Source organism: Allobosea sp. TWI1241 (assembly GCF_039673065.1).
GTDB lineage: Bacteria > Pseudomonadota > Alphaproteobacteria > Rhizobiales > Beijerinckiaceae > Allobosea.
The window spans coordinates 139,196-159,672 of the sequence record NZ_JBDJKW010000002.1 but is presented as its reverse complement, the minus strand read 5'-3'; the positions used below and the strand labels follow the sequence as shown (position 1 = coordinate 159,672).

21 protein-coding genes are annotated in these 20,477 nt (G+C 69.8%); 14 read left to right on the top strand and 7 right to left on the bottom strand.

The window, feature by feature from the left end:
• Positions 1-20 precede the first annotated feature (20 nt).
• On the bottom strand, positions 21-965 hold the full coding sequence (fabD, locus tag ABE438_RS03740) for an ACP S-malonyltransferase (protein ID WP_346501191.1): 945 nt from the start codon (positions 963-965) through the stop codon (positions 21-23).
• A gap of 343 nt (positions 966-1,308) precedes the next feature.
• Here fabD and rpsF point away from each other — a divergent pair, with 343 nt between their 5' ends.
• The 10 genes from rpsF to ABE438_RS03690 all read left to right on the top strand — a co-directional run bounded on the left by rpsF (position 1,309) and on the right by ABE438_RS03690 (position 11,108).
• Entirely contained in the window at positions 1,309-1,749 is a 441-nt protein-coding gene (rpsF, locus tag ABE438_RS03735; RefSeq protein WP_346501190.1) for a 30S ribosomal protein S6, read from the top strand.
• A 3-nt stretch (positions 1,750-1,752) separates the two neighbouring features.
• The gene (gene rpsR / locus ABE438_RS03730; protein WP_346501189.1) at positions 1,753-1,998 is read left to right on the top strand and encodes a 30S ribosomal protein S18; all 246 of its coding nucleotides are present in this window, start codon (positions 1,753-1,755) and stop codon (positions 1,996-1,998) included.
• Between the two features lie 183 nt (positions 1,999-2,181).
• Positions 2,182-3,126, top strand: a complete 945-nt coding sequence (locus tag ABE438_RS03725) for a DUF2232 domain-containing protein (protein ID WP_346501188.1) — start codon at positions 2,182-2,184, stop codon at positions 3,124-3,126.
• A gap of 42 nt (positions 3,127-3,168) precedes the next feature.
• On the top strand, positions 3,169-3,735 hold the full coding sequence (rplI, locus tag ABE438_RS03720; protein WP_346501187.1) for a 50S ribosomal protein L9: 567 nt from the start codon (positions 3,169-3,171) through the stop codon (positions 3,733-3,735).
• Between the two features lie 149 nt (positions 3,736-3,884).
• Positions 3,885-5,372: a replicative DNA helicase gene (locus ABE438_RS03715; protein WP_346501186.1), complete on the top strand. Its 1,488-nt coding sequence runs from the start codon at positions 3,885-3,887 to the stop codon at positions 5,370-5,372.
• Entirely contained in the window at positions 5,369-6,499 is a 1,131-nt protein-coding gene (gene alr, locus ABE438_RS03710; RefSeq protein WP_346501185.1) for an alanine racemase, read from the top strand. Before ABE438_RS03715 ends, alr begins: the two co-directional genes overlap by 4 nt.
• Positions 6,500-6,502: 3 nt before the next feature.
• Positions 6,503-7,903: a DNA repair protein RadA gene (gene radA, locus ABE438_RS03705; protein ID WP_346501184.1), complete on the top strand. Its 1,401-nt coding sequence runs from the start codon at positions 6,503-6,505 to the stop codon at positions 7,901-7,903.
• Positions 7,904-8,010: 107 nt separating this feature from the next.
• Positions 8,011-8,712: a CvpA family protein gene (locus ABE438_RS03700; RefSeq protein WP_346501183.1), complete on the top strand. Its 702-nt coding sequence runs from the start codon at positions 8,011-8,013 to the stop codon at positions 8,710-8,712.
• 29 nt (positions 8,713-8,741) lie between these two features.
• The gene (gene purF, locus ABE438_RS03695; RefSeq protein WP_346501182.1) at positions 8,742-10,214 is read left to right on the top strand and encodes an amidophosphoribosyltransferase; all 1,473 of its coding nucleotides are present in this window, start codon (positions 8,742-8,744) and stop codon (positions 10,212-10,214) included.
• Between the two features lie 153 nt (positions 10,215-10,367).
• Positions 10,368-11,108 carry an SDR family NAD(P)-dependent oxidoreductase gene (locus ABE438_RS03690; RefSeq protein ID WP_346501181.1) on the top strand — a complete coding sequence of 247 codons (741 nt, stop codon included), beginning with the start codon at positions 10,368-10,370 and terminating at the stop codon, positions 11,106-11,108.
• Positions 11,109-11,141: 33 nt separating this feature from the next.
• Here the strand turns inward: ABE438_RS03690 and ABE438_RS03685 are convergent, their stop codons facing one another.
• The 3 genes from ABE438_RS03685 to ABE438_RS03675 are packed head-to-tail and all read right to left on the bottom strand — an operon-like array spanning position 11,142 to position 13,678.
• Positions 11,142-11,537, bottom strand: a complete 396-nt coding sequence (locus tag ABE438_RS03685; protein WP_346501180.1) for an NUDIX hydrolase — start codon at positions 11,535-11,537, stop codon at positions 11,142-11,144.
• A 20-nt stretch (positions 11,538-11,557) separates the two neighbouring features.
• Positions 11,558-12,964, bottom strand: a complete 1,407-nt coding sequence (der, locus tag ABE438_RS03680; RefSeq protein WP_346501179.1) for a ribosome biogenesis GTPase Der — start codon at positions 12,962-12,964, stop codon at positions 11,558-11,560.
• Positions 12,965-13,015: 51 nt separating this feature from the next.
• The gene (locus ABE438_RS03675) at positions 13,016-13,678 is read right to left on the bottom strand and encodes a tetratricopeptide repeat protein (protein ID WP_346501178.1); all 663 of its coding nucleotides are present in this window, start codon (positions 13,676-13,678) and stop codon (positions 13,016-13,018) included.
• A 164-nt stretch (positions 13,679-13,842) separates the two neighbouring features.
• On the opposite strand from ABE438_RS03675, the gene kdsA reads away from it, so the two are divergent.
• Both kdsA and ABE438_RS03665 read left to right on the top strand, forming a co-directional pair.
• A complete protein-coding gene (gene kdsA / locus ABE438_RS03670; RefSeq protein ID WP_346501177.1) occupies positions 13,843-14,712 on the top strand; it encodes a 3-deoxy-8-phosphooctulonate synthase in 870 nt (289 codons plus the stop codon).
• Entirely contained in the window at positions 14,709-15,938 is a 1,230-nt protein-coding gene (locus ABE438_RS03665) for an MFS transporter (protein ID WP_346501176.1), read from the top strand. Before kdsA ends, ABE438_RS03665 begins: the two co-directional genes overlap by 4 nt.
• Positions 15,939-15,944: 6 nt before the next feature.
• Here the strand turns inward: ABE438_RS03665 and queF are convergent, their stop codons facing one another.
• Positions 15,945-16,400: a preQ(1) synthase gene (gene queF / locus ABE438_RS03660; RefSeq protein WP_346501175.1), complete on the bottom strand. Its 456-nt coding sequence runs from the start codon at positions 16,398-16,400 to the stop codon at positions 15,945-15,947.
• A 194-nt stretch (positions 16,401-16,594) separates the two neighbouring features.
• Here queF and eno point away from each other — a divergent pair, with 194 nt between their 5' ends.
• Positions 16,595-17,878 (top strand): phosphopyruvate hydratase, encoded by a 1,284-nt coding sequence (gene eno / locus ABE438_RS03655; RefSeq protein WP_346501174.1) that lies wholly within the window; start codon positions 16,595-16,597, stop codon positions 17,876-17,878.
• A 33-nt stretch (positions 17,879-17,911) separates the two neighbouring features.
• Here the strand turns inward: eno and ABE438_RS03650 are convergent, their stop codons facing one another.
• Complete coding sequence (locus ABE438_RS03650; RefSeq protein ID WP_346501173.1) at positions 17,912-18,547, bottom strand: hypothetical protein; 636 nt, start codon at positions 18,545-18,547, stop codon at positions 17,912-17,914.
• A gap of 179 nt (positions 18,548-18,726) precedes the next feature.
• On the opposite strand from ABE438_RS03650, the gene ABE438_RS03645 reads away from it, so the two are divergent.
• Positions 18,727-19,668: a DMT family transporter gene (locus ABE438_RS03645; RefSeq protein WP_346501172.1), complete on the top strand. Its 942-nt coding sequence runs from the start codon at positions 18,727-18,729 to the stop codon at positions 19,666-19,668.
• A gap of 378 nt (positions 19,669-20,046) precedes the next feature.
• Here ABE438_RS03645 and ABE438_RS03635 read toward each other — a convergent pair whose 3' ends face one another.
• Entirely contained in the window at positions 20,047-20,457 is a 411-nt protein-coding gene (locus ABE438_RS03635; RefSeq protein ID WP_346501171.1) for a hypothetical protein, read from the bottom strand.
• Between the last annotated feature and the right edge of the window lie 20 nt (positions 20,458-20,477).

Below are 20,477 nucleotides of genomic sequence, written 5' to 3'. Positions count from 1 at the left end.
GTCGTTCGGCGTGCCGCCGCTCAGCCCTGGCGGGCCTTATATGCCGTGACGTCTTCAGGCGTGCCGACGGTCGCCGCGGTGGCGCCGGAGGCGATCCGCTTGACCAGCCCGGACAGCACCTTGCCGGAGCCGACCTCGAGGAAATCGGAGACGCCGGCGGCGGCCATCGCCTCGACGCATTCGCGCCAGCGCACCGTGCCGGTCACCTGGGCCACCAGCGAGGCGCGAATCGCGTCAGGGTCGCTGAGCGGCCCGGCGCCGACATTGGCCATCACCGGCACCACAGGCGCCTGCATCGCGACATCGGCGAGCGCGGCGCGCATCGCGTCGGCGGCCGGCTGCATCAGGGCGCAATGGAAGGGAGCGGACACCGGCAGCAGCATGGCGCGGCGCACGCCGCGCTCGCCAGCCAGCACGATGGCGCGGTCGATCGCCGCCTTGGCGCCCGAGAGCACGACCTGCCCGCCGCCATTGTCGTTGGCGGCCTCGCAGACCTCGCCTTGCGCCGAATCGGCCGCGATGGCCCGCGCCTGATCGAGATCGACGCCGAGCAGCGCCGCCATGGCGCCCTGGCCGGCCGGCACCGCCTGCTGCATCGCATCGCCGCGGATGCGCAGCAGGCGCGCCGCGTCGGAGATCGAGAACGTGCCGGCGGCGGCGAGCGCCGAATACTCGCCGAGCGAATGGCCGGCGACGAAGGCCGCGTCGCGGGCGAGCGACAGGCCGGCCTCGGCCTCGAGCACCCGGATCGCCGCCAGGCTCACCGCCATCAGCGCCGGCTGGGCATTGGCCGTCAGGGTCAGCTCCTCGGAAGGACCTTCCCACATTAGGGCGGAGAGCTTCTGCGAGAGCGCCGCATCGACCTCGTCGAAGACCGCGCGCGCGGCCGGAAAGGTCTCGGCCAGGCTCTTGCCCATGCCCACGGACTGAGAGCCCTGCCCCGGAAAGATGAAAGCCGTCGCCATGCCGAACTGGTCCTGAAGATCACATTTCGTTAACCGTCGCGGCGCAGTCGCACCGTGCGGCAGGGCAAGTCAAGGCGCCGCCTGCACGATTCTCCTCTTGTGCGGGCGTTTTCCGATGGTTTCGTCTTGCGTCAGGGCCCGTTCGGCTGTAACGACCGCCCTGCTTGTTCGGCCGGAGGCTGAACGGATGGCGTCGGTCGTCCCGGTCTGCGGGGCGGCCGTCGTGGGATCCGCCAGGGCCCGCATCCCGTGTCTCCGCCTTCGATGAAATCCTGTCGGGCCTTTATCCAGGGCTCGAAGGGCTCCGCGCCGAACGAAGCATGTGAAGAGAGAAAGGCCACACATGGCATTGTACGAGCACGTCCTGCTCGCGCGCCAGGACATCAGCGCGCAGCAGGTCGACACCCTGATCGAGCAGTTCAAGGGTATCATCGAGGCGAATGGCGGCTCGGTCGCCAAGGTCGAGTACTGGGGCGTCAAGTCCCTCGGCTATCGCATCAAGAAGAACCGCAAGGCTCACTACTCGCTGCTGAACATCGACGCCCCGCCGGCCGCCGTGGCCGAGCTGGAGCGCCAGCTGCGCATCAACGAGGACGTCCTGCGCTTCCTCACCGTGCGCGTCGAGGCGCTCGAGGAAGGCCAGTCGGTCATGATGCAGAAGCGCGATCGCGACGATCGTGGCGACCGCTTCGACCGTGGCGGCTCCGGCTTCGATCGCGGCCCGCGTCGCGAGCGTCCGCGCCGCGAGGACGAGTCCACCGAAACCGCCGCCGTGGAGGCCTGATCGATGTCGACCGCTTCTGCCGGCGCCCGTCGCCCCTTCTTCCGCCGTCGCAAGTCCTGCCCGTTCTCGGGCGAGGGCGCGCCGAAGATCGACTACAAGGATGTGCGCCTGCTCTCGCGCTACATCTCCGAGCGCGGCAAGATCGTGCCGTCGCGCATCACCGCCGTCTCGGCCAAGAAGCAGCGCGAGCTCGCCCAGGCGATCAAGCGCGCCCGCTTCCTGGGCCTGCTGCCCTATCTAATCCGCTGACACGGATTACGGGACCGGCGGCGCTCAGCCGCCGGTCCCACTGACTTTACGCAATCGAGACCAGGTCGCCCGGGGGTGGAATTCCCTCCGGGTATGTTGAGGCCGAAGCGCCTCTCACCCTGCCATCATGGCGCCACCCCGGTCGGGGATGCAGGCGCCGAGCAGCGGGACAGCAGGACGGACATGTTACCCATCGTAGGCATCGGCGCAGGGCTGGTATCGGCCCTTCTGTTCGCAGTGGTGATCACCGGATCGCCGCTGGCGCTGCTGTTGTCCTATGTCGCACCCCTGCCCGTCTTCATCGCGGCCCTCGGCTGGAACCACCGCGCCGGCCTGATCGCCGCCGCCGCCGGCACCGCCGCCGTCGCGATCGTGCTGAAGCTGCCGCTCGGCCTCGCCTTCGCGGTCGGCGCCGCGCTTCCGGCCTGGTGGATCGCCTATCTCGCCTTGCTGGCCCGCGTCGACGACAAGGGCCATGCCGAATGGTACCCGCTCGGTCGCCTCCTCGTCTGGATCGCCTGCGTCGCGACGCTGGTCACCGTCGGCGGCGCGATGGCGATCTCCACCGATTACGAGACCTATCGCAGCGCGATGGCCCGCGGGCTCGAGCTCGTGCTGACCGGTGGCCAGGGCGCCGGCGCCGAGATGCGGCTGCCGGCGCACATCAACGTGCCGGAGCTGTCGGCGCGCCTCGCCGCGCTGGTGCCCGCTGCGGCCGGCGCCTCCTTCGTGCCGATGATCGTCGCCAATCTCTGGCTGGCGGCGCGCACGGTGCGCCTTTCCGGGCGCCTGCCCCGGCCCTGGCCGTTCATTCCCTCGACCCGCATGCCGGCCAAGGCGGTCGGCGCGCTCGGGGCCACCGTCATCCTCAGCTTCGTCGACGGCTATGCCGGCCTTGCGGGCATCGCCGCGACCGGCGCGCTCGTCGCCGCCTTCGGCCTCTCGGGGCTGGCGGCGCTGCACGATCTCAGCCGCGGCAAGGCGTGGCGGGCGCCGGCCCTGCTCGGCGTCTATCTCGCGCTGCTGATCATGCTGGTCACCGTCTTCCCCTTCCTGGCGCTGTTCGGCATCGCGGACGCGCTGATCGACCTGCGCCGGCGCAGACCGCCGGCAACACCCGCCGCCTGACTTTTCCAGAAACCTCACGGCACATCTCAAGGAGACCACATCATGGAAGTGATCCTGCTCGAACGCGTCGCCAAGCTCGGCCAGATGGGCGAGACCGTCCGCGTGCGCGACGGCTACGGCCGAAACTACCTGCTGGCCCGCGGCAAGGCCCTGCGCGCCACCGAGGAGAACAAGAAGCGCTTCGAGACCCAGCGCGCCCAGCTCGAGACCCGCAACCTCGAGCTGAAGCAGGAGGCCGATTCGGTCGCCGAGAGCCTCGAGGGTCACAGCGTTGTCATCCTGCGCCAGTCGGGTGAGTCGGGCGTGCTCTACGGTTCGGTCTCGCCGCGCGACATCGCCGCCGCGCTGGAGGAGGACGGCTACACCGTCGAGCGCAGCCAGATCACCATGAACACCCCGATCAAGACCCTCGGCCTGCACCCCGTCCCGGTCGTGCTGCATCCGGAAGTCTCGGTGTCGATCACCGTCAACGTCGCCCGTTCGGCCGAGGAAGCCGAGCGCCAGGCCGCCGGCGAGAACGTCACCGCCCGCGAGGAGCTGGATCTCGACGATCTCGGCCTCGAGGTCGGCGCTGCGCTGGCCGAAGCCGGCGACGACGACGACCGCTGAGGTCCACCGGCTTTCGCCGCGTACAAGTCAAGGGGCGCCGTGGCGACACGGCGCCCCTATCCTGTTGAGCGGTGTGGACAACCCGAGGAAGGATAGCGTTCGCTTTTCGTTCAGGTTCATGATAAGCTTCCACTGACTTATCCAGAGCCATGTCCACAGCCACAGCCCTCGTCGCCCGCCTCGACACCCCCGAGGCCAGCTATCGCGTCCAGCCTCACAATATCGAGGCTGAGCAGGCGCTGCTCGGCGCCATCCTGGTCAACAACGACGCGCTCTACCGCGTCTCCGACTTCCTGCTGCCGGACCACTTCTTCGAGGAGCTGCACCGGCGCATCTTCGAGCTGATGTCGAGCCTGATCCGGGCCGGCAAGATCGCGACGCCGATCACGCTCAAGACCTTCCTCGGCGAGGTCGATCTCGGCGGCATCACCGCCCCGCAATATCTCGCGCGGCTGGCGGCGGAGGCGACCACCGTCATCAACGCCCAGGACTACGGCCGCACGATCTACGACTTGGCGGTGCGCCGCCAGCTGATCACCGTCGGCGAGGACCTGGTCAACACCGCCTATGACGCGCCCGTCGAGATGGAGCCCCGCGCCCAGATCGAGGAGGCGGAGCGGCGCCTCTACGAGCTGGCGGAAAAGGGCCGCTACGAGGGCGGTTTCCAGAAATTCGACCAGGCGATGCGCCTCGCCATCGACATGGCCGCCAACGCCTTCCAGCGTGCCGGCGGCCTCTCGGGCATCTCGACGGGCCTGCGCGATCTCGACCACCGCATGGGCGGCTTCCAGCACTCCGACCTGATCGTGCTCGCCGGCCGTCCCGCCATGGGCAAGACCTCGCTCGCCACCAACATCGCCTTCAACATGGCGAAGGCCTGGCGGGCGGAGCGGCAGGACGACGGCTCGCTCAAGACCGTGGACGGCGGCATCGTCGGCTTCTTCTCGCTCGAAATGTCGGCCGACCAGCTCGCGACCCGTATCATCGCCGAGCAGGCCGGCATCTCCTCGCACAAGATCAGGCAGGGCCGCGTCACCGAGGCCGAGTTCGCCCGGCTCTCCGACGTCGCCGCCCAGATCGAGAAGCTGCCGCTCTATATCGACCAGACCGGCGGCATCTCGATCGCCCAGTTGATGGCCCGCGCGCGGCGCCTCAAGCGGCAGAAGGGCCTCGACGTCCTGTTCATCGACTACCTGCAGCTGCTTTCCGGCTCGGCCAAGAAGGGCGAGAGCCGCGTGCAGGAGCTGACCGAGATCACCACCAGCCTGAAGGCGCTGGCCAAGGAGCTCGCGGTGCCGATCATCGCGCTGTCGCAGCTCTCGCGCCAGGTCGAATCGCGCGACGACAAGCGTCCGCAGCTCTCGGATCTGCGTGAATCCGGCTCTATCGAGCAGGACGCCGACGTGGTGATGTTCGTCTACCGCGAGGAATACTACCTCAAGGGCAAGGAGCCCCGGCCGGGCACCGAGGACCACAACAAATGGGTGATGGAGATGGAGGCGGCCCATGGGCTGGCCGAGCTCATCATCGGCAAGCAGCGTCACGGCCCGACCGGCACGATCAACCTGCAGTTCGACGCGGAGGTGACACGCTTCTCCGACCGCGCCGACGACGCGCATCTTCCGGAGCAGATGTGACCGAGTTCGACACGCCCGCTCAGGCGGGCCACGGCGCCCTCCTCTCCATCGACCTCGCCGCCCTGGTCGCCAACTGGCGCGATCTCGGCCGGCGCGCCGGCACCGAAGCCGCCGCCGTGGTCAAGGCAGATGCCTACGGGCTCGGCATCGAGCCGGTCGTCACGGCGCTCGCGCGCGCCGGCTGCCGCAGCTTCTTCGTCGCCCATCTCTCCGAGGCCGTCCGCGCGCGCAAGGTCGCCGGAGACGCCACGATCTACGTCCTCAACGGCCTGCCGCCGGACAGCGCCGGCCTCTTCGCCGAGCACCGGCTCTCCCCCGTCCTCGGCTCCCACGCCGAACTGCTTGAATGGGCCTCCTTCCGCCAGAGCGGCGCCCAGCTCGCCACGGCCGCGCTGCATGTCGACACCGCGATGAACCGGCTCGGCCTCTGGCAGGGCGAGGGCGTCGATCTCGTGCGCGAGCGCGACGGCGTCATCGCAGCCGCCGGCATCGGGCTGGTGATGAGCCATTTCGCCTCCTCGGAGGACGAGGCCGACCCGGCCAACGCCCGCCAGATCGAAGCGTTCGCGGCCGTGGCCGCCGCCCTGCCCGGCATCCCGGCCTCGCTGAAGAACTCCTCCGGCCATTTCCTGCCGGGCTGCCCCTCCTACGATCTCACCCGGCCGGGCTATGCGCTCTATGGTGGCAACCCGACGCCGGGCCGGCCCAATCCGATGCGCCCGGTGGTCGGCCTCACCGCCAGAATCATCCAGACGCGCGAGGTCGAGGCAGGGATGCAGATCGGCTATAACGGTCGCTGGACCGCCAAGGGCCGCCGCCGCCTCGCCACGATCAGCCTGGGCTATGCCGACGGCTATCCGCGCAATGCGAGCTGGACGGACGCCGCCACCGGCGGCTCGGCCATCGTCGGCGACGTGCTCTGCCCCTTCGTCGGCACGGTCTCGATGGACCTGATCATCGTCGATGTCAGCGACGCCCCGGCCGAGGCGACGGTGCGCGGCGCGCCCGTCACCGTGATCGGCGGCGCGCTCGATCTCGAGACGGTCGGCACGGGGGCGAAGTCGATCGGCTACGAAATCCTGACCAGCCTCGGCCGGCGCTACCAGCGCCGCTATACGGGGCTCTAGCGGGTGGCCAAACGCGGCCCATCCTACATCTGCCAGGCCTGCGGCGCGGTCTATCACCGCTGGCAGGGCAAGTGCGACGCCTGCGGCACCTGGTCCTCGCTTTCGGAGGAGGCCAAGGCCGCTCCGGTCCCCGGCGGCGGGCGCGTTCCCTCCGGCGGCCGGGCCCGGGGGCGGATCTTCGCGCTGGAGAGCCTGAAGGGCGAGACGCAGGACGCGCCGCGCATCGTCTCCGGCATCGGCGAGCTCGATCGCGTCACCGGCGGCGGCTTCGTGCCGGGCTCGGTCCTGCTGATCGGCGGCGATCCGGGCATCGGCAAGTCGACCCTACTGATGCAGGCCTGCGCCGCCATGGCGGTGCAGGGCCGCCGCGTCGTCTATGTTTCGGGCGAGGAATCGACCAGCCAGGTCCGCTTGCGCGCCCAGCGCATGGGGCTGGCTGAGGCGCCGGTCGACCTCGCAGCCGAAACAAACGTCGAGGACATCATCGCCACCCTCGGCCAGGGCGAGCGCCCGGCGCTGGTGGTGATCGATTCGATCCAGACCATGTGGTCGTCGGAGGTCGAGAGCGCCCCGGGCACCGTGACCCAGGTGCGCGGCTCGGCGCAGGCGCTGATCCGCTACGCCAAGGTGTCCGGCGCCTGCCTGATCCTGGTCGGCCACGTCACCAAGGACGGGCAGATCGCCGGTCCGCGCGTCGTCGAGCACATGGTCGACGCCGTGCTTTCCTTCGAGGGCGAGGGCACGCACGCCTTCCGCATCCTGCGCGGCCAGAAGAACCGTTTCGGCGCCACCGACGAGATCGGCGTGTTCGAGATGACCGGGCTCGGCCTTTCGGAGGTCGGCAATCCCTCCGCGCTCTTCCTCGCCGGCCGCGACCAGAGCGCGCCGGGCGCGGCCGTGCTCGCGGGCATCGAGGGCACGCGGCCGGTTCTGGTCGAGATCCAGGCGCTGGTGGCGCCGAGCGCGCTCGGCACGCCGCGCCGCGCCGTGGTCGGCTGGGAGAACAGCCGCCTCGCCATGGTGCTGGCGGTGCTGGAGACCCATGGCGGGCTCAAGCTCGGACAGCACGACGTCTATCTCAACGTCGCGGGCGGCCTGCGCGTCGGCGAGCCCGCGGCCGATCTCGCCGTCGCCTCGGCGCTGATCTCCTCGCTGACGGGCGCGATCCTGCCCTCGGGCGCGGTCTATTTCGGCGAGATCGCACTCTCGGGCGCGATCAGGCCGGTCTCGGTCGCTTCTGCGCGGCTGCGCGAGGCGGCGAAGCTCGGTTTCGAGAGCGCGGTACTTCCCGCGGCGGGCGCCGATATCGGCGATGGCGGCGGGCTCAGGCTGCGCCGGCTGGCCCATGTCGGGGAACTCGTCGCCGAGATCGCGGCCACGGCCCCGCGCCGCGCTGCAAAATGAGCCGACTGCATGGGTGACGCGCACCCTGCGACCGAGTATAGCAAAAGCCGTCCGGCCTCCCCATTTGACGCGGGCCGGCCCCGGTTTCTCAGCGAAGCGGCCCAGACATGCCTGTGACCATTCTCGATCTCGTCGTCATCGGCGTGGTGCTCATCTCGGCGTTGCTCGCGGCAGTGCGGGGGCTGACGCGCGAGGTTCTCGCGATCGCCTCCTGGGCGGCCGCGGCCGTCGTCGCCTGGATCTTCCATCCCCAGCTGATGCCCTTCGCGCAGCAGCACATCCCCAACCAGACGGTGGCGCTGGTGGCGGTGATCGCGGCGCTGTTCCTGGCGACGCTGATCGTTGTCTCGCTCATCACCGCGCGCATCTCGGACTTCGTGCTCGATTCCCGCATCGGCGCGCTCGACCGCACGTTGGGATTCGTCTTCGGCGCGGCCCGCGGCCTGCTGCTCGCCGTCGTCGGCTACCTGTTCTTCACCGCGCTGGTGCCCGAGAAGATGCAGCCCGTCTGGGCGCGCGAGGCGCGCGCCAAGCCGATTCTCGAAGAGACCGGCCGCAGCCTGCTGGCCATGCTGCCGCAGGACGTCAACTCGGACTTCTTCAAGAAGCTGATCCCGTCCAAGGCCGGCCCGGAGCCGACCGAGGCGCCAGCCGAGGAGCCGCGCACCGCGCCGGGGCAGACCCCGCCCGCGCAGTCGCCAGCCCCGACCGGGACCGACCGCCGCAGCCAGGCCCCGGCCACCGACAGGCAGGCGCTGCAGCGCGTCATCGATTCGACCGGTTCGACGGCTAAGCCCGCCCGGCCCTGACCGGCGTCCCCCGTCCCATGGAGCCAGCGATGAACCAGTCTCGCGTGTCCGACGACGTGTTCGACCCCAATGCCGACCGCCTGCGCGAGGAATGCGGGGTCTTCGGCATCTTCGGCCATGCCGACGCCGCCGCGCTGACCGCGCTCGGCCTGCATGCGCTCCAGCATCGCGGCCAGGAGGCGACGGGCATCGTCTCCTTCGACGGCAAGCGCTTCCATTCCGAGCGCCGCCTCGGCCTGGTCGGCGACGCCTTCTCCGACGCCAGCGTCATCGAGAAGCTCAAGGGCGCGCAGGCGGTCGGCCATGTCCGCTATTCGACCACCGGCGAGACCATCCTGCGCAATGTGCAGCCGCTCTTCTCCGAGCTGCATGGCGGCGGCTTCGCGGTCGCCCATAACGGCAATCTCACCAACGGGCTGACGCTGCGCCGCAACCTGGTGCGCGACGGCGCGATCTACCAGTCGACCTCGGACACCGAGGTGCTGCTGCATCTCGTCGCCCGCAGCCGCAAGCCGGTCTTCATCGAGCGCTTCATCGATGCGCTGCGCCAGATCGAGGGCGCCTATGCCTTCGTCGGCATCACCAACAAGAAGCTGGTCGGCGCGCGCGATCCGCTCGGCATCCGCCCGCTGGTTCTCGGCGAGCTCGACGGCGCGCCGATCCTGGCGTCCGAGACCTGCGCGCTCGACATCATCGGCGCCAAGTTCGTCCGCGAGATCGAAAATGGCGAGGTCGTCGTCATCTCCGAGAGCGGCATCGAGAGCCACAAGCCCTTCCCGCCGGTGGCCGAGCGCCCCTGCATCTTCGAGTACATCTATTTCGCCCGCCCGGATTCCGTGGTGAAGGGCCGCAGCATCTACGAGCGCCGCAAGGCGATGGGCGCGGTGCTGGCCGGCGAGGCCCCGGCCGAGGCCGACGTGGTCGTGCCCGTGCCGGATTCCGGCGTGCCGGCGGCGCTGGGCTACGCCCAGGCCAGCGGCATCCCCTTCGAGCTCGGCATCATCCGCAACCACTATGTCGGCCGCACCTTCATCGAGCCGACGCAGAAGGTCCGCGAGCTCGGCGTGCGGCTGAAGCACTCGGCCAACCGCAGCGTGGTCGAGGGTAAGCGCATCATCCTGGTCGACGATTCGATCGTGCGCGGCACCACCTCGTTCAAGATCGTCAAGATGATGCGCGAGGCCGGGGCCCGCGAGGTGCATTTCCGCATCTCCTCGCCGCCGATCACCCATCCCGACTATTACGGCATCGACACGCCCGACCAGAAGAAGCTGCTCGCCGCGACGCATTCGCTCGAGGAGATGCGGCAGTTCGTCGGCGCCGATTCGCTCGCCTTCATCTCGGTGGACGGGCTCTATCGCGCCATGGGCCACGAGCGGCGCGATGCCACCCGGCCGCAATTCACCGATCACTGCTTCACCGGCGACTATCCGACCTCGCTGACCGACGTGGTCGGCGAGAGCGCCAAGCAGGAAATGTCGCTGCTGGCCGAGGCGGGCTGACCGGCCTTCGCCAAGCACGGCCACCGGCAGTTGGCCGCGCGCCTTGCCTCTCGGGCGGCCGCGTGGTCATGAGGTCGGGGCGCGGGCAGATCGCGTGACCCGGCAGCGACGATGCGGACGGCGGCGACGCCGCGCAGCACAGGACCAGACGACATGACCAAGCCTCTCGCTGGGCGCATCGCGCTCGTCACCGGCGCCTCGCGCGGCATCGGCCGTGCCGCCGCCCTCGCCTATGCGCAGGCCGGCGCCCATGTCGTCGCGCTGGCGCGCACCAGCGGCGCGCTCGAGGAACTCGACGACGAGATCCGCGCCGTCGGCGGCAGCGCCACCCTCGTTCCCGCCGACCTCGCCGATGCCGCGGCGATCGAGCGGCTCGGCCCGGCCCTGCTGGAGCGCTGGGGCAAGCTCGACATTATGCTGGCCAATGCCGGCATCCTCGGCCCGCTGGCGCCGCTGACCCATGTCAGCCCCAAGGAATGGGCCCAGGTCTTCGACATCAACGTCACCGCGAACTGGCGCCTACTGAAATCCGTCGAGCAGGCGCTGAAGGCCTCCGATGCCGGCCGGGCAATCTTCGTCTCCTCTGGCGCCGCCCATAGCTGCCGCGCCTATTGGGGCCCCTACGCCGCCTCCAAGGCCGCGCTGGAGGCGATGGCCCGCAGCTACGCCGCCGAGACCGAGAGCACGCCGCTGCGCGTCATGATGGTCAATCCAGGCCCGCTGCGCACCCGCATGCGCGCCAACGCCATGCCGGGCGAGGATCCAATGACGCTGCGCACGCCGCAGGATCTCGCCCCGCATCTGGTCGCGCTTGGCGCGCCCGACTGGGCCGAGACCGGCAAGATCTTCGATTTCCCCAAGGGCAAGGTGCTGACGCCGCAGATGCCGGTCTGAGGCGGACTGCATTCTGGGGCTGCGCGCCGGCGCTCAGCCGGCGCGATAGGCCTGCACCACCGCGATCAAATCCTGCACCGTCAGGTTCGGCAGGCGCGCCATCTCGTCGAGCGTGAACCAGCCGATGCGGACATGCTCGTCGCAGAGATTGGCGGGCTCGCCGCCCTCCCAGTCCGAGACCACGTAGATATGGTGCAGCGCCGCGCCATGGCGCTCGGGGAAATACTCCGGCGCCGAGAGCATCAGCCGGTAGCGCAGCGGCGTCAGCCCGACCTCCTCGCGGCACTCGCGCAGCAGCGCCTGCTCCAACCCCTCGCCCGGTTCGACGCGGCCGCCGACGGCGTCCCAATGGTCGGGCCAGGCGCGCTTCCACGGCGCGCGCAGGCCGAGCAGCACGCGTCCGTCGACCGCCAGGAACAGCGCGCTCACCGTTTCCGGCGGCGCCGTCGTCATCCCTTAGACTTGTCGTAGGGGTTTTGCCCGCCGCGGCGGTGCAGCCTGACCGGCGTGCCCGGCAGATCGAAGGCGTCGCGCAGATTGTTGGTCAGGTAGCGGATATACGACACCGGCAGGTGTTCGAGCTGGTTGCCGAACAGCGCGAAGGTCGGCGGGCGCGCCTTGGCCTGCGTCATGTAGCGGATCTTGATGCGGCGCCCGGCCACGGCCGGCGGCGGATGGGCCGAGAGCACGCCTTCGAGCCAGCGGTTGATGCGCGCGGTCGAGACACGGCGGTTCCACACCGCGTAGGCGCGGAACACCGCCTGCATCAGCCGGTCGATGCCATCGCCGGCGAGGCCGGAGAGCGGCACGATCTCGACGCCGCGGACCTGCGCCAGCATGTAGCCGGCCTTCTCCTTCAGTTCGGCCAGCAGGCCCTGCCGGTCGGCGACGAGGTCCCATTTGTTGAGGCCGATCACCACCGCCCGACCCTCGCGCTCGGTCAGGTCGACCAGGGTGAGGTCCTGCTTCTCGAAGGGGATCGTCGCGTCCAGCAGCACGACCACCACCTCTGCGAAACGGATCGCCCGGATGGAATCGGCGACGGCGAGCTTCTCCAGCTTCTCGTCGATGCGGGCACGCTTGCGCATGCCGGCGGTGTCGAACAGCTTCACCGGCTTCTCGCGCCAGCTCCAGTTCACCGAGATCGTGTCGCGGGTGATGCCGGCCTCGGGACCGGTCAGCAGCCGCTCCTCGCCGAGCATGCGGTTGACCAGCGTCGACTTGCCGGCATTGGGGCGGCCGATGATGGTGACACGCAGCGGCCGGTCCGGGCCGATCCCGTCCTCGTCCTCATCCGTGTCCGCCGCGTCTTCCGGCGCCTCGTCGAACGCGTCGAAGGCCTCCTCGTCGTCGGCGTCTTCCGAAGGGAAATAGGGCGCCAGCGCCTCGTAGAGGTCGGACGTGCCCTCGCCATGCTCGGCCGAGAACGGCACGGGGTCGCCGAGGCCGAGCGAGAACGCCTCGAAGACGCCGTCGCGGCCCTTGTTCCCCTCGGCCTTGTTGGCGAGCAGGATCACCGGCTTGCCGGAACGGCGCACCAGATCGGCGAAGCCCTGGTCCATCGGCGTCAGGCCGAGCCTGGCGTCGATCATGAACAGCACGACGTCGGCCTGCGCGATCGCCGTCTCGGTCTGGGCGCGCATGCGCCCGGCGAGCGCGTGCGCGTCGTCCTCCTCGAGGCCGGCGGTATCGATCACGGTGAAGCGCAGGTCGCCCAGCGTCGCCTCGCCCTCGCGCCGGTCGCGGGTCACGCCCGGCCGGTCGTCAACCAGCGCCAGCTTGCGGCCGACGAGGCGGTTGAACAATGTCGACTTGCCGACATTGGGGCGGCCGACGATGGCGATGGTCGCAGTCATGTTCCGTCCCGTCACGCCGGCGGCCGCCGGTCGGGACCGGCGGCGCGGGGCTCAGTTCTTCGTTTCGACGGCGCCGCCGCGAACCAGCGCGAGATAGAGCTCGACACGCTGGCGCAACGCCTGCGGCGCCTGGGGATCCGTCACGATGGCATCGAACCAGCGGCCGGCGTCGTCGTATTGGCTCGCCTTCATCGCCGAAATGCCGAGCAACTCGCGGGCGGTGTGGCGCCAGGAATTGGTGCCCGTCGTCAGCGGCTCGAGCGTCGTCTTCAGCTCGGCATAGGGCGCGATGTCGACGCGCAGCAGGCCGGCCCTCAGCCGGGCCAGGTCGCGATAGGCCTGGTCGAGCGTGGTGTCGGCCGCCAGCGCCTCGAAGGCGGCGGCACCGGCCGCCGCATCGCGCTTGCCGACCTCGGCCGCCAGCCGGAACCGGGCGAGGCGGGCATAGCCACCCTTGCCGGCGCCCGCGAGCTCGGTGAGCATGGCTTCCGCCTCGGTGGCGTTGCCGTCCGAGGAGGCGCGCAGCGCGGATTCGAAGCGCGAGCCGAGGCCGGACGCCGTCTGGCGCTCCTGATGCTGCCAGAACTGCCAGCCACCGACGCCGGCGACGGCGACGACGGCCACGACGGCGAAGACGTTGCGATACCTGTTCCAGACGGCGGCCGCCTTGGCGCGGCGGACCTCGTCGTCGATCTCGCGGAAAATATCGGTCATGGGGCCTCGGACATGCGTTCCGCCAGCCGGGTAGCACTTTCGGCCGCGGAATGCGAGCCGGAACGCGCTCGCCGCCCGCATACGTCGCGCGCGCCCTTGGCTTGACCTGCGCCGCCCCCGCCCTCTAGAGCCGGAGCGCCCACCGCCAGCAGGATCGAGATGCCATGAGCGCCAACGCCGTCGTCACCGCAGGCGCCGACCTCGCCAGCCCCGTCCGCTTCGGCAACGCCCTGCCGCTGGCGCTGATCGCCGGCCCCTGCCAGATGGAGAGCCGCGACCACGCGCTCGAAGTCGCGCTGGCGCTGAAGGAGATGGCGACCGGGCTCGGCATAGGCCTCGTCTTCAAGACCTCGTTCGACAAGGCCAACCGCACCAGCGCGCGCGGCCAGCGCGGCATGGGGCTCGAGGCCGCCCTGCCCGTCTTCGCCGAGATCCGGGCCCGCACCGGGCTGCCGGTGCTGACCGACGTGCACGAGGCCAGCCAGTGCGCCGCCGTCGCCGAGATCGTCGACATCCTGCAGATCCCGGCCTTCCTGTGCCGCCAGACCGACTTGCTGGTCGCGGCGGCGAAGACCGGCCGGATCGTCAACGTCAAGAAGGGCCAGTTCCTCGCGCCCTGGGACATGGTCAACGTCGCCGCCAAGGTGACCGAGAGCGGCAACCCCAATGTGATGCTCACCGAGCGCGGCGCCTCCTTCGGCTACAACACGCTGGTCTCCGACATGCGTGCCCTGCCGATCATGGCACAGGACACCGGCGCGCCTGTGATCTTCGACGCGACGCATTCGGTGCAGCAGCCGGGCGGCAAGGGCTCGTCCAGCGGCGGCCAGCGCGAGTTCGTGCCGGTTCTCGCCCGCGCGGCCGTGGCGGTCGGCGTCGCCGGCGTCTTCATCGAGACCCATCCCGACCCGGACAAGGCTCCGTCCGACGGCCCGAACATGGTGCCGCTGAAAGAGTTCCCTGCGCTGGTTGCAGAGCTGCAGGACTTTGATCGCCTTGCCAAGCGCCGGACGCAGGATACGCTTCGCGCATGAACGACGCGCCAGGTCCCACCCCGCCCCAGAGCCCCGCAGAGGGGCGCGCCGCGGGCCGGGACCTGTCCGTCCTGATCGCGGTGCTCGGCGCCTGCGGCTTCGCCTCCAACTTCACCCTGCGCCTCGTCGACCCGATCGTACCGACGCTGGCCGAAGAGTTCGGCCGCTCGATTCAGCAGACCGCGATCCTGGCGACCGCCTTCTCCTTCTCCTACGCTTTCGGGCAGCCCTTCCTCGGCCCGATCGCCGATTCCATCGGCAAACTGCGCAGCATCGCGATCTGCCTCGGCGGCGTCTGCGTCGCGGGGCTGCTGGCCACCATGGCCCGCAGCTTCGACGCCATGCTGGTGCTGCGGGCCGTGGCCGGCATCTTCGCCGGCGGCATCATCCCCGCCGCCATGGCCGCGATCGGCGACCGCGCCCCGATGGCGGAGCGCCAGATCGCGCTCGGCCGCTTCCTCGTCGTGATGATCTTCGGTCAGATGAGCGGCGCGGCGGTCTCCGGCGTGATCGCGCATCATCTCGGCTGGCAGGCCGTCTTCGCGCTGGCGGCGCTGCTGGCGCTGGCCAGCCTCGTCCTGGTGCTGGTGCTGCTGAAGCCGCGCGCCATCGCCGACCGCCCCAGGCTGAGCCCGGCCGCCGCGCTCGCCAGCTATCGCAAGGTCTTCGCCAATCCCACCACGATCGTGCTCTACGCGCTGGTGCTGACCGAGGGCGCGCTGGTCTTCGGCCTGCCGCCCTATGTCGCGGCGATCCTCAATGCGCGCTCGGGCGTCGGCTCCTCCGAGGCCGGGCTGGTCATCGGCTCGCTGGGCCTCGGCGGCATTCTGTACGGCATCCTGACACGCAAGCTGGTGAAGCGGCTCGGCCCCGCCCGGATGACCACGACCGGCGGTCTACTCATGGCCAGCGCCTATGCCGTCTTCGCGCTGCCCCTGCCCTGGTGGACAGCGATAGGCGTGTTCCTGACCCAGGGCTTCGGCTTCTTCCTGATGCACGGCACCTTCCAGGCCGTGGCGACGGAGCTGGCGCCCGAGGCGCGCGGCTCGGCGGTGGCGCTCTTCGCCTGCTCGCTCTTCGCCGGTCACGCTTTCGGGCCGCTCCTGATCGGCGCGGCCACGCATCTGGTCGGCACGACGGGGGCGATCCTGTTCTGCGCGATCGGGATCGCCCTGCTCGGCGTCGTCACGCCGCGCGTGCTGCCGCTCGGCGGCAGCCGCAGCTGAGCCGGCTCAACGGCCGCGATACGGCGCCACGCCCTGGTCGGGCAGCCAGAGCCCCTTCGGCGGCTCGCCGGTCTGCCAGAACACGTCGATCGGGATGCCGCCGCGCGGATACCAGTAGCCGCCAATGCGGAACCATTTCGGCGCCAGCAATTCGACCAGCGTCTTGCCGATCGTCACCGTGCAGTCCTCGTGGAAGGCGCCATGGTTGCGGAAGGCGCCGAGATAGAGCTTGAGCGACTTCGATTCCACCAGCCAGTCGCCCGGCAGGTAGTCGATCACCAGGATGCCGAAATCCGGCTGGCCCGTGACGGGGCAGATCGAGGTGAACTCGGGGCAGGTGAAGCGGGCGAGATAGTCGGTGCCGGCATGCACGTTGGGCACGCGGTCGAGCCGCGCCTCCTCCGGCGAGCGCGGCAGTTCGCTGGCCTTGCCGAGCTGAAGGGTCGCGGCGTCGATGGTCATCGGGGGCTCCTGTCCAGGCGCGGCCCCGAGCGGCGGGCGCCGTCGCGAGGGCCGTGTTGTGAGGCGGCCGCTGAGCGGCGTTTCATGCGCGGCTTTTAAGGCGCGGCCCGGATAAATGCCACCGCCCCTTCCCGCCGCCGCCGCTTCTGTCTAGAAGCGCCTTGTTCCCTACCCGATCCTGCTCGGAGCCTGCCATGACCGCGATCATCGACATCATCGGCCGCCAGATCCTCGATTCCCGCGGCAATCCCACGGTCGAGGTGGATGTGGTCCTGGAAGACGGCTCGATGGGCCGCGCGGCGGTTCCCTCCGGCGCCTCGACCGGCGCGCATGAGGCAGTCGAGCTGCGCGACGGCGACAAGAGCCGCTATCTCGGCAAGGGCGTGCTGAAGGCGGTCGAGGCGGTCAATGTCGAGATCGCCGAGGCGCTGGTCGGCATGGACGCCGAGGACCAGACCGGCGTCGACGCGGCGATGATCGAGCTCGACGGCACCCCCAACAAGAGCAAGCTCGGCGCCAACGCCATCCTCGGCGTCTCGCTGGCCATCGCCAAGGCCGGGGCCGAGTGCTCGGGCCTGCCGCTCTATCGCTATGTCGGCGGCACCTCGGCCCGCGTCCTGCCCGTGCCGATGATGAACATCGTCAATGGCGGCGCCCATGCCGACAACCCGATCGACTTCCAAGAATTCATGGTGATGCCGATCGGCGCGCCCAGCTTCGCCGAAGCGCTGCGCATGGGCGCCGAGGTCTTCCACACGCTGAAGAAGGCGCTGCACGACGCCGGCCACAACACCAATGTCGGCGACGAGGGCGGCTTCGCCCCCAACATCAAGTCGGCCGAGGCCGCGCTCGACTTCGTCATGGGCGCGATCGAGAAGGCCGGCTACCGCCCCGGCGAGGACATCGCGCTGGCGCTCGACTGCGCCGCGACGGAGTTCTTCAAGGACGGCGCCTATGTCTATGCCGGCGAGCGCAAGACCCGCGATCCGAAGGCCCAGGCCAAGTACCTCGCCAAGCTGGTCGGCGCCTATCCGATCGTCTCGATCGAGGACGGCATGGCCGAGGACGACTGGGAGGGCTGGAAGGCGCTGACCGATCTCGTCGGCGACAAGTGCCAGCTGGTCGGCGACGACCTGTTCGTCACCAATGTCACCCGCCTGTCGCAGGGCATCAAGGCGAAGACGGCGAACTCCATCCTGGTCAAGGTCAACCAGATCGGCTCGCTGACCGAGACGCTGGCCGCCGTCGACATGGCCCATCGCGCCGGCTACACCGCCGTGATGTCGCATCGCTCGGGCGAGACCGAGGACACCACCATCGCCGATCTGTCGGTCGCCACCAATTGCGGACAGATCAAGACCGGCTCGCTCGCCCGTTCGGACCGGACCGCCAAGTACAACCAGCTGCTCCGCATCGAGGAGGAGCTCGGCGACCAGGCGATCTATGCCGGCCGCGCCGCGCTGAAGGCGCTGGCCTGAGCCTTGCGCCCCGGGGCGCGCCGCGCGCGCCCCTCAAAGACCCGACAGGAGACCGCCGGCGAGCCCGGCGGTCCACCGCCCCGCGGAGACCAGCCCGTCCGCCGTGCCGGAGGCCAGCCGCAGCGTCGCATCGACCGGCAGGCGCGCCAACGACGCGGTCCGCTGCCAGAACCCGTCCTCCCGCATCGCCGCGTCCGCCTGGGCCAGCGGCGCGATCTCGAGCGGCGGCGCCAGCGCCACCGCCTGGATCGCCGGCAACGCCCGCGCCTCCTGGACCCTGACGCGCACCGGCGCCGAAACCCGCATCGGCTCGGAGACCCGCACCAAGCCGGGATCGCCCTTGCGCCGCGCCGCGACCGGGGCGGCCGGCGCCTCGTCGCGCTCGCGCCAGCTCGCCGTCTCCGGCCAGCCGGCATTCAGCGGCATGATGACGCTCGCCGGCTGCAGCAGGCCGTGCATGGCAGCGGACGACGGCGCGGCCGCATGGCGCGCGACGATCTTGCCGCCCACAATCTCGGGAAGCTCCGCCGCCGCCCGCTCCGACAAATGCTGCACCAGTCCCTGGCCAGCCCCGACCGTGATCGCTGCGAACGCGGTAAGGGCGAACGTGACGGACAGGCGCGAGGGTCGGCGGGCGACCGGCTGGGTGCGGGGAACGAACAGGCCCATGACGGCGGCTCCGATGGCAGGACGGCGCCACTCAAGCCGCCCATCCTTGACGCGCGCAGGGCGCCATTTCGGCGGGAGTTGGGCAGGGCATGGCGAAGCCCGGACGCGCCCGGCGCGGGCATGGCATGCTCCGCCCCGCCTACCGCGGCAGCAGCCCAGCGACGTAGGATCGCCCTTGCATGGAATCCTCGTCTCCCCGCGCAGCGGCCGACGATCGGCAGCGCTGGCGTCTCGCCTTCGCCGGGCTGGCCGTCGCGATCCTGATCTTCGGCGCCAACTTCCCGATCAGCCGCCACGCCGTCCTGAACGGGCTGACCTCGCACGACGTGCTGGCACTGCGCTTCGCCACCGCCGGCGCCATCCTGCTGCCGACCTTCCTGATGGCCGGGGGCGTGCGCAGCTGGGGCGGTCTGGGCTTCCGCCGCGCGCTGACGCTCGCGGTCATGGGCGGCTTTCCGATGAGCTTCCTGGTGATGACGGGGCTGACCTACGCGCCCGCCGCCCATGGCGCCGTGATCGGCCCCGGCACCGTGACGCTGATCGGCATCGTCGGCGGCGTCGTGCTCTTCGGCGCCAAGCTGACCCGCAATCTCGTGCTGGGCGTCGTCGCGGTGCTGATCGGCCTCGCCTGCCTCGGCATCGCCGGCACCAGCCAGGCCAGGCCCGAAATCCTGTTCGGCGATCTCTGCTTTCTCGGCGTCGGGCTGATCTGGGGCGGCTATCCACTGGCGATCCAGCTCTGGCGCGTCGACCCGCTGAAGGGCACGGCCGTCGTCTCCGTACTCTCGATGCTCTATTTGCCGTTCTACTTCCTGTTCTGGTTCCGCGGCTTCGACGTCGCGCCCTGGTGGGTCCTGCTCGTCCACGCGGTCAATCAGGGCGTGCTCAACGTCGTCGTCGGGCTCTGGCTCTGGAGCTGGTCGGCTCCGATCCTGGGCCCCTCGGTCGCCGGGCGCTTTCCGCCGATGATCCCGGTAGTCGGCACCGTGCTGGCGATCCCGCTGCTCGGCGAGATCCCCGGCTGGCTCCAGATCGTCGGCATCGTCTTCATCGTATCCGGCCTGTTCTTCGCATCGCTGCGACGGCCGGGCGTGCAGCCCCGCCAGGCTCGCGACTCATAGCCGGAAGGAGCGCGGTCGCTGCGAGGGCCATGGCAGCCAGGCAGACGGTCGGGCAGCGATCGTAGCGGCCGGCGCCCCGTCGCCACCCGTTCGGCCTGCCGAGCAGGATCCCTCTGCGATTGCGCCGCAATGCGGCCTGAGCCCGGCAGGGGCAGCAGAACACTGACGATACTCCGGCAGGGCCTTGACCGCATCGTCGCTCGAGTAGCCCGGCTCGACGCAATGCCTGATCAGGCCGAGCCGGGGTCTCAAGGGGTCGTACCGCTGCTGCGTTTCATCCGCCGATGCGGCCGATGCCAGCATCATGTGCGGAACAGTTGCTGCCGGAGAAGAGAGCGCGGCAACGGCTTTGCATCGCGCCTCGTCTTGCTGCGCCGATTACTTGCCGGCCTTCCTTTTTGCCATCATGCGTCCAAGGGTGATCTGAGTCTTGTACTTGCCGCAGACCTCGGCGACGCTGACGTCGTTCGCTTCAGCCAGATCGGCCAGTGACTGTTCCTCGCCCTGGAGATAGGAAATCCCATCGCGGCCCTTCTGTTCATGCAGGTCGGCTTCAGGCGTGTTCTTAACTTCGCCAAACATCTCGTCCGTGCCGACCTTGAAAAACTGCTCGGCATCCGCGTCAAGCAAGCCCTTGCTGCTGCAATACACAACGATGCCGTGATCGTTGCGTCGCTCCAGATAGGCGGAATCCGCTGTGCTTTGCGCGCCAGCGCCCGACAATGAGACCCCAAGGGACAGCGAAAGAGACAAGACAAAAACGGGCGCTTGAAAAGTCTTCTTGATCATATGTCGATACCTGTATCCGG